This window comes from Bradyrhizobium sp. LM2.9 (genome assembly GCF_054056555.1).
The window spans coordinates 4,360,161-4,372,089 of sequence record NZ_JBSRYJ010000002.1 but is presented as its reverse complement, the minus strand read 5'-3'; the positions used below and the strand labels follow the sequence as shown (position 1 = coordinate 4,372,089).

The 11,929-nt window shown below is 59.1% G+C and carries 7 protein-coding genes and 1 pseudogene; 7 read left to right on the top strand and 1 reads right to left on the bottom strand.

Annotated features, from left to right (window positions below):
• Positions 1-515 precede the first annotated feature (515 nt).
• A complete protein-coding gene (locus ACVWW3_RS22795) occupies positions 516-662 on the bottom strand; it encodes a hypothetical protein (protein WP_456648586.1) in 147 nt (48 codons plus the stop codon).
• Between the two features lie 689 nt (positions 663-1,351).
• Here ACVWW3_RS22795 and ACVWW3_RS22790 point away from each other — a divergent pair.
• The 7 genes and pseudogenes from ACVWW3_RS22790 to ACVWW3_RS22760 all read left to right on the top strand — a co-directional run bounded on the left by ACVWW3_RS22790 (position 1,352) and on the right by ACVWW3_RS22760 (position 11,506).
• On the top strand, positions 1,352-1,567 hold the full coding sequence (locus ACVWW3_RS22790) for a hypothetical protein (RefSeq protein ID WP_247447250.1): 216 nt from the start codon (positions 1,352-1,354) through the stop codon (positions 1,565-1,567).
• 70 nt (positions 1,568-1,637) lie between these two features.
• Positions 1,638-3,203, top strand: a complete 1,566-nt coding sequence (locus ACVWW3_RS22785) for a recombinase family protein (RefSeq protein ID WP_456648587.1) — start codon at positions 1,638-1,640, stop codon at positions 3,201-3,203.
• Between the two features lie 939 nt (positions 3,204-4,142).
• The gene (locus tag ACVWW3_RS22780; RefSeq protein ID WP_456648588.1) at positions 4,143-5,078 is read left to right on the top strand and encodes a DUF5996 family protein; all 936 of its coding nucleotides are present in this window, start codon (positions 4,143-4,145) and stop codon (positions 5,076-5,078) included.
• Positions 5,079-5,227: 149 nt separating this feature from the next.
• A pseudogene (locus ACVWW3_RS22775) lies at positions 5,228-7,188 on the top strand (PAS domain S-box protein).
• A 501-nt stretch (positions 7,189-7,689) separates the two neighbouring features.
• Positions 7,690-8,670: an ABC transporter substrate-binding protein gene (locus ACVWW3_RS22770; protein WP_456648589.1), complete on the top strand. Its 981-nt coding sequence runs from the start codon at positions 7,690-7,692 to the stop codon at positions 8,668-8,670.
• 294 nt (positions 8,671-8,964) lie between these two features.
• Entirely contained in the window at positions 8,965-11,148 is a 2,184-nt protein-coding gene (locus ACVWW3_RS22765; protein ID WP_456648590.1) for a PAS domain-containing sensor histidine kinase, read from the top strand.
• On the top strand, positions 11,141-11,506 hold the full coding sequence (locus ACVWW3_RS22760; RefSeq protein ID WP_247352249.1) for a response regulator: 366 nt from the start codon (positions 11,141-11,143) through the stop codon (positions 11,504-11,506). The genes ACVWW3_RS22765 and ACVWW3_RS22760 overlap by 8 nt, the downstream gene beginning before the upstream one ends.
• Positions 11,507-11,929 lie beyond the last annotated feature (423 nt).

Here is an 11,929-nt window from a genome sequence, read left to right as displayed (position 1 = left end):
TTTTCTTCCAGCTCCGGGCAGTGTCTCGGAGCAGCGTAGCGTAGACTCCCGGCTTCAAAGGATTCATCCTCCTGAGGGGCCGGCTTTTTGGCCGCCGCCGCGGCACGCGGCCCGGTTCGCGCTGGCGCTTTATCTCTCTTAGCGAGGCGCAACCAGAGCTGCCATACTGAATGCGACTACGCAGGCAGCAGCCAAGGACCAGAGCGCTATAGCGATCTCTTTGGGCATGGTCGTGGCCTCCTGACGAAAGCCGCCTAACCCTTACTGCCGAACGAGCTTAAGAGCGCATACCGATCAGCATTGTGTAGGCAAGCCGACGCCAAATCAGGTTCATCAGGACTATCATGTGGCATCCCTGTATTTGATGCGGCCAGCTTCGACCTGGTATGTTTCAAGAAGATTTCGCCAGGAGTGCGAAATGGCTTCGTGCCGAGGGTGGAGGGCAGCCCCGCCGGTTCACGCTGGCGGGCGCGTTCTCGGTTGCCGTAACGTTCTTCTGGCAGGCATGATGGGTGCTAGCCGGCTTTAACCCCTTGTTGCTCGACTTGAATCTGGCGGCGGCCCAGTCTGGTGTTCACCGTGCGGAACACGCTGCGAGTGCCATGTTGTGGGACGCGGTTGTAAAAGAACGAATAGTGGACGACACGAACCTGGTTGGCCAATCATGTCTCCCGATAGCCGGCAAGTTCCGCTCTTGCGAGTGCCCGGGCCTACTCAAGCGCTTCTGCCCCGGTCAACAGGTTCGGCGCGAGCCGACGTCCCGCGATATCGACCCAGTAGAGGTACACGCTCGGTCGACCATCGCGAAGCAGACTTCGTGGCCGCCGGTTTGGGGCACAGCTTCGTGCTTACGTGTGCGGATGTCGCCATCGAAACGCCGCAGCTCCAAGAGTCAATCGCCTGGGTGTTGGAACGCCGGCGAGCTACCGCGCGTCGTGGGTGTGGAAAACGCAATAGGGGCGAGGCCCGATTCCATGTCCGCACCCTATTCAAGTGGAACGTGACCCGTCGCGAGCTTGCGGCTTTGCTGCAAGACGCCATCCGGCAACGTCTGGGGTCTGGAGACAGCCTTCGCAGGTCAGATAACCTGTAAGCATAGTGCGACCGCGCGAGACGTTGGCCAGCGAAGCGTCTCTCCGGCAATTTGGGCAGATTAACGCGAGTCTTCGCACTGGCCAGCGCTGCAAAACGACCCCCAGCATTGCGTCCCTCCAGTCAGAGGAGCGCTATCAGAAGTTGCGATGTGCGTCAAAAAGGACGTCGGCACTGCTGCGGAAATAGCGAAATATTGCTTGTGCCGTCGGGCAAAACAGTGGTTCATAGGGTGCTGGTCCAACGCGAGAGCCAGCCAATGTCGAATGAAGTCGAGACGACCGAGCTATCGAAGATTGCTAATCTCAACGGAGACTTCAGAAGAAATTACGGAACCTTGCTTGGCGCCATCCTGTACTTGCGCTCGATCAGTGCAGCGCGGCGAACATCTCAATGGGGCGGCTTGATCGTCGCTTTGATCACGGCCGCTTTGACGTGGCTGGCGAGGCAAGAATGGCCGTGGCCCGGTTCATGAAGACGTGAATTCTTTGCGCCGCTCAACTGACTTAGGTTACGGAGGCCGCCGCGCTTTGAGGCTCGGTCCGATGGTCAATGCGCTCGTCCCGCTTAAGAGCAGCTTACCGAAAGCACGGTGGGCGTGCCGCGCAGCGCAGTACGTCAGAATGTCGACCGACTACCAGCAGTATTCGATCGCGAACCAGACCGCGGTGATCGCCGCCTATGCGCTGAGGCTCGAGTGGCAGATCGTTCGAACCTATCGGGATGAGAGCAAAAGCGGCCTTCACATCAAGAACAGGAAGGGCCTGCTCGATCTGATCGACGACGTTCAGTGCGGTCGCGCAGATTTTAGTAACATCCTCGTCTACGACGTCAGCCGGTGGGGGCGATTTCAGGACGTTGATGAAAGCGCGTACTACGAGTTCATCTGCAAACGGGCGGGTATCAAGGTCGTCTATTGCGCCGAATTATTCGGTAACGATAGCGGTCTCATGTCAAGTATTGGGAAGAACCTGAAGCGGGCCATGGCTGCTGAATGGAGCAGGGAGCGATCAGAAAAGGTCTATGCTGGAGCTTGTCATCTCTCTCGATTGGGATTCAGGCAGGGCGGCCGACCCTGTCTCGGGTTGCGCAGAGAGTTGATTGACGTGAATGGACGCTCGCGAGGCGTGCTGCAAAGTGGTGAGCGGAAATACCTCCAGACAGATCGAGTCGTTCTGCGACCAGGCCCCGCGGAAGAGGTCGAACAGGTGCGCTCGATCTTCCGGCAGTTTGTTCTTGAACGGAGGAGCGAGACGAAGATCGCGCGGAGCCTGAATTCCGCTGGGATCCATTGCCCGACGGGTAGGCCTTGGACGGCTTGGATCATCCACAATCTGCTGGTGAACGAGAATTACATCGGCAACATCGTCTACGATCGCCATCCGTACCGTCTTCGGCAACGGCGCACGAGGACTCCTGCTGATCGATGGATCAGAAAGGTCGGCGCATTCGAGCCGGTGATTGCTGCGGATTTGTTCGCGAAGGCGCAGTCTATCATTGCAGCTCGCAAGAGCCAGAAAGGTCTTTCCAACGAAGAGATGCTGAAGCGCCTGAGAATTGTCCTGCAAAAAAGGGGGAAGCTCACTCGCGCCATTATTGATGCGGCTCCCGGCGTGCCGCGTCCATCTGTTTACCAATTGCGCTTTGGGACAGTGAGAAACGCCTATCGGCTGATTGGTTACGTCCCGGAGCGAGACTACGACTATATCGATTCACGCGACGCCTGGCTTGCCATGATCGATGAACACGCATCGAGACTTGGAGCGGCTCTTATGAAATCCGGGGAAGATGTCAGGTTTGATCGAGTCCACAAAATGCTCGAGGTGCGAGAATTGCTAATATCGCTCCGCGTGGCCCGGTGCTGTCAGGACGGCAAAGAGGGGCATTCGCCTTTCTGGACGATCGAGTGTGGCCGAAATATCCCGCCAGGTCTGCTCCTCGCGATTCGGCTTGACGCGTGCAACCAAAGCGTTTGCGATTTTTTTTTGATGTCCTCTTCGAACTTCGTGCGAAGGCTGAGGTTTACGGAAAATGTCCATAAGCGTTACGGCTTGCGCCGGGTTGGAACGTTCAACGGCGTCATTCGAGCAATCAAACGACGGCTAGCGTGACTTCTTGAGCGATGAGTTGCAATCTTGACTGCGTGAACAGCCGAGTTTGAGCGTGGGCAAGCCTTCGCGCATGGAGGCCCAACGCGTAGTCGAGGAGTACCTGTGCGATCTGCGGGAGATCATCAGGAAGCTCCGTGGGGGCTCAACTGAGCGAGCCGCTCTTGACGGACGCCCCGCCACGGGAGTCTGATCGGCCGGATGAGGCCCACATCAGCACGATATCGACGAGCTCGCGCGCGTGGAGCGCATCTGCCTCGATAATCCCCAATTATCAAGAGTCAGAGGATCACCGCTCCGCCGAACCTCATTACAATGGCTCGTATTTTTGTGCGCGTCGACCAAAGCTACGGTTGGAAACCGCGGTCGTTACGCTTCTTTCGCGCGCAAACATCTACGACTTGTCTGAAAGGGCAGGGAGGCTTCATCTAGCATCAAGCTCATCCTTGATCGCGCTCCGTCGAGGAACGCCATGCTCGATCCGACTATGGTCGTCGCCGCCAGCGGCAGCCACTTGCGGCTGTACGACACAGCCTGGTCAGAGCAGGTTGTCGCCTGCTCCCGCGTCGCACGGCGGCCGTGTGAATCCAACCGTTGGATGCTCGAGAAAGACGGTTCTCCCCGGCAAGGGTGCGTCTTGCGTATACGATTAGCAAGATTCGCCCGCCAAAGGTCGCCGTGTCTTGATTTAGTGACAAACCGGAATAGGCTCGCGAGCCAGCTCTTAGTTCCAAGCCTGACCAAAGCCGACAATGGGAATTTGGCGCATGATCGCTTGGCGCCACAAGCGTCTTCGGTGCGACGTGGCGCAATATGGCGTCACAATGGGAGACCGGCCCTATTCGCGTTTCTTCGTCTGGCCTTGAGCAGCGAAGAGACCTCGCCTCATATCGTTTCGGTGCTGTGTGACCGACCGGATGAAGCTTAGTTGGAGGAAGCACTGTGAACGCAAACTGGCCAGACATCCCGTTCGAGCAGTGGCGCGAGACATGTTCCGCGCTCCATATCTATTCGCAGATCGTGGGTAAGTACCGACTTGCACGAACGCCTTGGCTCAACCATTCCTGGCATGCGACCCTATACGTCAATACACGCGGCTTGACGACTTCGCTGGTACCGGACGGGGCCGGCACTGAGATCACCCTTGATCTCCGGAAACATGTCGTCATCGGAGAAGCAGCAGACGGGCGGAGAGCTGAGCTTCCGTTAGGACCAATGTCCGTGGCTGACTTCTATGTACATTTCCTCGAACTCGTTCGGGGAATTGGGGGCACGCCGGAGCTTCACGACCGACCCAACGAGGTGTCAGCGCCCATCCCCTTTCGCGATGATCGGCAAACCAGGCCCTACGATGCTGCAGCCGTGACAAGGTTCTTCGAGGCGCTGGTGCTCGCCAACAATGTGTTCACCCGATTTCGAACCGGCTTCATCGGAAAGGCTAGTCCGGTTCATCTCTTTTGGGGCAGCTTTGATCTAGCGGTCACGCGCTTCTCCGGACGCCGCGCGCCCCTACATCCGGGTGGCATTCCGGCTTTGCCGGACGAGGTGACCCGCGAGGCTTACAGTCATGAAGTCTCGTCGGCAGGTTTTTGGCCGGGCGGCGGCGGCACGGATTTTGCGGCCTTTTATTCCTATGCCTATCCCGCTCCTGCAGATTTTGCGGAGGCTAAGGTGATGCCCGATGGGGCGTACTTCGACCCGAAGCTCGGGGAATTTCTTCTGCCTTACGATGTCGTCAGACAATCGGCTGACCCAGAAGTAGCGCTGACGGCCTTCCTGGAGAGCACCTATCGCGCTGCAGCCGACCTCGGTCATTGGGATCGTATGGCCCTCGATTGTCTCACCGGCTTACCCCGCCGACCGCGACCATTAAGCTAAGCGGCCCAACGGCGCGCCGACGAGGTGCTTGAACAGCTTGGTCGCCATGTCGGCCTTCTGAACCGCCCGGGTCTCTGCCACAGGCTGCGAGTTCGCGGAACTATACATTATCAGCACGGTTGACTGGTGTCCCCAATCGGAGCCCGCCTTTGCAAAGCCCTCAGTCAAAACTTGACGGGATCGGAGATACTGCGCGACTTCAACTGCTTATCGACGGAATCGTGGACTATGCCATCTACATGATCGATGTCGACGGCACGGTGCGCAGCTGGAACTCTGGTGCGCTTCGGTTGAAGGGTTACACACCCGACGAAATCATCGGAAAATCGTTTGCTTCCTTCTATACGCCGGAAGATCGCGCCAAAGGGCTGCCGCAGCGGGCCTTGAGCGTCGCCGCGCAAACAGGCCGTTTCAGCGCCGAGGGCTGGAGAGTTCGCAAGGATGGCGGTCGTTTCTGGGCATCGGTGATCGTCGATGCGATCCGAAATGAAGGCGGTGAACTGATCGGGCAAGGTCACACGAGACATCACCGAGCGGCAACAAGCCCACCAAGAGCTTCTCAATAGTGAGCGGCGCTACCGCCAGCTGATCGAGGCCGTGGTCGATTACGCGATCTTTCAGCTCGATCCGTTCGGCAACGTGACAACCTGGAATCCCGGAGCGGAGCGTATTAAGGGATACGCGCCGCCGGAGATTGTCGGTCGGCATTTCAGCGCTTTTTATACTCCCGAGGACATCGAGCTTGGTGTGCCAACACGTGCGCTTTCTGAGGCGGCAGAGCACGGACGCTTTGAAGCGGAAGGGTGGCGTCTGAGAAAAGATGGCTCCCGCTTTTGGGCGTCAGTCATCATCGATCGTATCACGGACGAATCCGGAAACATCGTCGGGTTTGCAAAAGTCACGCGCGACGTTACGGACCGGAAGCGAGCCGAGGACGAGCTCAAGCACGTTCAGGAGCAACTCGCCGCATCTCAAAAGCTGGAAGCGGTTGGGCAACTCAGCGGCGGGATCGCGCACGACTTTAACAATCTGCTCATGATCGTCATTGGCAATCTGGAAACAGCTGAACAGCACGCCAAGTTGCCCGGAGCCAATCTGAATCGGGCGCTCGAATGCGAAACGAGGCGCGCAGAGAGCCGCGGCGTTGACCAGTCGCCTGCTTGCCTTTTCGCGCCGACAGGCGCTCGATCCCAAGCCGATCAACGTGAACAACTACATCAATGGTCCGCAGGAATTCCTCCAGCGTACGCTCGGAGAGCGCATCGAAGTCCAGACCGTCGGAAGTGCGGGTCTATGGCATAACGAGGCCGACGCCAATCATCTGGAGTCAGCCATCGTCAACCTGGCGATCAATGCTCGCGACGCCATGCCTGGCGGCGGAAAGCTGACCTTGGAAGCTGCCAACATCGCCGCCGACGAGGATTACTGCCGTCTCAATCCTGAAGTCGCGCCCGGTCAGTACGTCGCCATTTGCGTGACCGACACCGGAGGCGGCATGTCGCCGGACGTTCTCAGTCACGCCTTTGAACCCTTCTTTACCACAAAAGAGCCGGGCCAAGGCACCGGCCTTGGTCTGAGCCAAGTCTATGGATTCGTCAAACAGTCAGGAGGGCGCGCAAAGATCTACAGCGAAGTGGGCCAGGGCACCAGCGTCAAGTTGTACTTCCCACGCTTCGCGGGGAACACGCAATTGCTGGAGAGCACAGCGGAGGACCTTTCTCCTGAGGGTGACAAGTTCGAAACCGTTCTCGTTGTTGAGGACGATGCAGACCTTCGCAGCTATATTTTCGACGTTCTGCGAAATCACTATCGCGTCCTCTCCGCCCGCAGCGCTCAAGCGGCTTTGACCATTTTGCTGCAAGAAGATTCGAAGGTCGACCTTCTGCTGACGGATGTTGTCATGCCAGGCATCAATGGGCGCGAGTTAGGCAAGCGTGCGCAGCAAATGAGACCTGAGTTGAAGATCTTGTACATGACCGGCTATTCGCGCAACGCCGTCGTTCACCAGGGAAGGCTCGACGAGGGCGTCAATTTGCTGGAAAAGCCGATATCTCAGGCAAAACTTGCGTTACGCGTGCGAGAAATTCTCGACCGGAACAGTGGAATTTAGCCTGTGGCAACCTGACGGAGTCCAGCATTTTGCTGGGTCATCGCAGACGAACCTTCACTGAGAGAAATCGAGGTGCCGACATCAGCAGCGGCTGGTGATGACCGCAATGACTCGTTGAGGTCGCAGGTCTGATCAATAGTTGACGCGCTCATCAAAATTGGGCCAGCAGCCGCTGGGATGACTAGAGTTCGGTCCCGGCAGGCGAGTTAATGTTGCTGGACATTCTCTCGGGCCGAACGGCGGCTCCGCTCCGGTGCAGCGCAACCGAATAGATTCGTTGCATGAGTCCGGAAGCGGCCCATCGCGTTTGTTGGCACACCCCAGCGACATGTCCGGAGCGAGAGGTAGAGCGGAAGTCGTCCCACTCGGGGTCCGACCGCCGCTTGTGACCCGGAGCAGAAGTGAGGGCGTTAGCAGTCGAGGTCAGAAAGTGACCTGCACCGATGGTCAACAGGTGGTATAGTCGTTTGGTCGTCGTCCTCAGACAGCTAAGAGGATGGAATGAAGCGGCGAGAGTTCATTGCAGGAACTGCAGCGCTGTTCATTTCGCCACGCCCTTCGCACGGGCAGGGTAAACGTCGTCGTCTCGGCTTCCTCGCCATCGGCGATGGAAGCGGGAAGGCCCTCAATCAAGCCGAGCTTGCGTTCCTTGATGCGCTGCGAAGCCTAGGTTGGATAGAGGGAAAAAACCTGGCCATTGAATATCGGTTTTCTCAACCCGCAGATCGATTAACCGATTCCGTCGCCGAGCTGATGGCGCTCGGCCCCGACATCCTGATTGCCCCGGGACCGCAAGCAGCCATAGCGCTCAAATCTGCGACCGCCACTATTCCCGTTGTGTTCGTGGGTGTCGCTGATCCCGTGCACCTCGGCCTCGTACAAAGCCTGTCGCGGCCAGGTGGCAACATTACGGGCGTGACGACCAATGTTCCCGATGACTTCTTTGCAAAACGCCTCGAAATTCTTCGAGAACTTGTTCCCGGCGCATCCAAAATCGCTGTTTTGGTCAACCCCGACAATCCGCTGCAAAGCCTGTACTTCGCGGAAGAGATCCCCCGCATAGCCCGGAACCTCGGCGTGGCTCTGCCTCTCGTTCCGGCGACCACGCCAGAAGAACTCGACCTTGCCTTTGCCTCGGCCGTCGCCCAACGCGCCGATGCGATCATTGATTTTGGCGATGCCCTCACTTATGCCCAGGCACAGCGGATCATCGCGCTCGCGGCTAAGTATCACCTGCCAGCAAATTATTTATTTCGACATTATGCCAATGGAGGATTATCGGTATACGGGGCAGATACAGCCGATCTATTCCGCCGCGCTGGCGACTATGTTGACAAGATCCTCAAGGGCGCCAAGCCTATGGACCTCACGGTAGAGAGGCCAACAAAGTTCGTCCTCATCATCAACATGAAGACGGCCAAGGCGCTCGGTCTCACCGTTCCGCCATCGTTGCTGGTACGTGCCGACGAGGTGATTGAATAGAAGGCCCGCCGCGCTGCATGAGTCTGGTGTTGGCCCGTTCCGGACCAGCTGCGCCGGTTCCACCGCAGTTCGGGGTAGGCCGGAAGTGACTGGTAGAGGTCTGCACCGACGCGATTGACCCGTAGCCGAAATCGGAGGGGCACGCGACGATGAGGAGGGTACCGGGGGAACCAATTGGCGCGTGCTAAGTTATCAGCGGTTCGGCGGGCTGCAGGGGCGTCCGCCCATGTTCATTTCAATAGGCGAGGCTCGCATCGGGCCGTCGCTCCTCTCGCCCCGAGAGCCGAGCGCCTCATGTCAAACGTCGAAGAATTCCCGCTGTCCGCCCGCCAAAGGCCCACGGAGTTCGAGGCGCTGGCCGCGGCCGGCCGCGCCGCGCTCGATGCCATTCCCGGCGCGGTCTATCTTTGTGACGCCGATGGACTGCTTGTCGCCTACAACGCCGAGGCCGTGGAATTGTGGGGCCGAACACCTGACATCGTCAGGAAGGAGCGCTTTTGCGGTTCACACCGGCTCCACCTGCTCGATGGAAGTCCGCTTGCCCATGCCGACTGTCCCATGGCCACCGCGGTTCGTATGGGAACGCCGACGCGCAATGCCGAAGTCATAATGGCGCGGCCGGATGGCTCTCGCTTCGCGGCCCTGCTCAACATCCGGGCGTTGCGCGATCAAGCTGGCCGCATCCAAGGCGCCATAAATTGCTTCCAGGACATCACCGGACGCAAGCAGGTCGAGGAGGAAGTCCGCCGGAAGACGCAGGACCTGGAGGACTTTTTCGATAATGGGGCGGTGGGCCTTCATATCGTCAGCGGAGAAGGGATTATCCTTCGTGCCAACAAAGCTGAGTTGGATCTGCTTGGGTACAGGCGCGAGGAGTACATTGGTCGCCACGTCGCCGAGTTTCATGTCGACGCGCCGGTGATCGGCGATATCCTTCACCGTCTTTCATGTGGCGAGCCGCTCGATCGCTACCCTGCGCGGCTGCGGGCGCGTGATGGCTCTGTCAAGCACACGCTGATTACGTCGAACAGCCGTTTTGTGGACGGCAAGTTCGTCAACACGCGCTGCTTCACCATTGACGTCACCGAACTGCATGCTGCCGAAGAGGCGCGCCGAGCTGGTGAAGCCCGGCTCGCGGCAACTTATGAGGCCGCCAGCGTCGGCATCTCCGAAACCGACGAGAACGGCCGCTTCTTGCGGGTGAATGATTCCCTCTGCCGCATCTCTGCGCGCTCGCGCGACGAGCTGTTGCGGATGACCTTCTTCGACTACACCCATCCCGACGACCAGACCGAGGACGCTGAGTTCTACGCGCGGCAGGTCCGTGGCGACATCGACAACTACACGATTCGCAAGCGCGCACTGCGGCCTGACGGGTCCGTGCGCCATCTCGACATTTTCAGCTCGTCGGTGCGGGATTCGGCAGGCCGATTCCTTTATGGCGTGCGCGTCGCCCAGGATGTCACCACCACCAAACAACTGGAGGACCGCCTGCGCGACGGCGAGCAACGCATGCGCGATCTCCTCGAGGCGCTGCCAGCAGCCATTTACACGACGGATGCTGAGGGTCGCATCAATTTCTACAATCGGGCGGCGGTCGAGATGGCGGGCAGAACGCCGCAGCCGGGCGACGAATGGTGTGTGACCTGGAAACTCTATTGGCCCGACGGCACGCCACTGCCGCACAATGAGTGCCCGATGGCCGTCGCGCTGCGCGAAAACCGTGAGGTCCGCGGTGCCGAAGCGGTGGCCGAACGCCCGGACGGCAGACGCGTACCCTTTATTCCTTATCCGACGCCCCTGCGAGACGCCGCGGGAAATCTGGTCGGCGCCATCAACATGCTGGTCGATATCAGCGAGCGCAAGCGCGCCGAGAACGCCCAAAAGGTCTTAATTGACGAGCTCAACCATCGTGTGAAGAACACTCTGGCCACCGTGCAGTCGCTCGCGAGCCAGACCGCGCGCCACGCCGCCGACCTGCAGGAATTCCTGCCAACGTTCACTGGGCGGCTGCTTGCGCTTGCCCGCGCGCATGACCTGCTCACCAGGCGAAACTGGCAGGAGGCACCTTTAGAAAGGCTGGTCTACGATATCGTTGCTCCGGTGTCGGGCGGACGCGTGACGACGCAGGGGCCCCACGTCGATCTGGACGCCCGAACGGCGCTGAGCATCACCATGGTGCTCAACGAACTTCTGACCAACGCTGCAAAATACGGCGCACTCTCGGTGCCAGACGGGGCTGTGTCCCTCACTTGGCGGCTTGGCCCGAACGAACTGTCGCACAACACGGTGGAGTGCGAGTGGCGCGAACGTGGCGGGCCACTGGTTTCGCCACCCAAGCGGCGCGGCTTCGGCACGCGACTGATGGAGCGTTGCGTCGAGCATGACCTCGCCGGCGAGTTCGATCTGGTGTTCGAGCCGGAGGGCACCCGCTGCCGCATGGTGTTTCCCATTGTGCCTGCATCGTCCAATGGTTGAGCTGTCCGGCGCCAGGGTTCTCCTGGTCGAAGATGAGGGATTGGTGGCCCTCATGATCGAAGACATGCTCGAGGAATTGGGGTTGAAAGTGGTCGCCTCGGCCGCCCACGTAACGAAGGCGTGCGAACTTGCCACCAGGGCAACGTTCGATCTAGCTTTGCTTGACGTCAACCTGGCCGGGAAGTTCGTTTTCCCGGTAGCGCGCATCTTGCGCGACCGAAAGATTCCTTTCCTGTTCAGCACCGGCTACGGCGGACCGCCGCTGGAGGAGGAATTCAGGAATGCCCCCGCAATCGGCAAGCCGTTTTCCATCGACCAATTGAAGGAGCAATTGCGGCTGATTCTGGCGCTCCCATAGAGGCGCAGCTTGCGCGCTTCGCGGGTGTTTACGCCAGAGACGTCTCTTCTCATCAAGGCAGTGTTGCTAGGAAGCCACTTCCCCTCAACATCGCTCGAGCGCAGGAACGGAGGCGAGCCCTTCGAATTCTATCGGGTGATCGACGCATTCGGGGGAGCAACATTTGAACGAGAATAAAAGGCTGGCTTCGAACTCGCCCGAGTCTTCGCAGTCGCTTGTTCTTTCCGCCGCGGCGCTTCTGGAAAAGACGGAGGATCCGAGCCCAGAGCCTCTGAACGACAACCACATTACAGTGGATTTGATGGAGCCATTTCCTGCGGGATGGTGGGCTTCGTCTTAAAGTGGGCTGCGAAGGACTCGGCGTGCTCGGAACTGTTGTCCGCCGATGGCCACATACTTTTTTGATCAGCACATTAGCTGCGA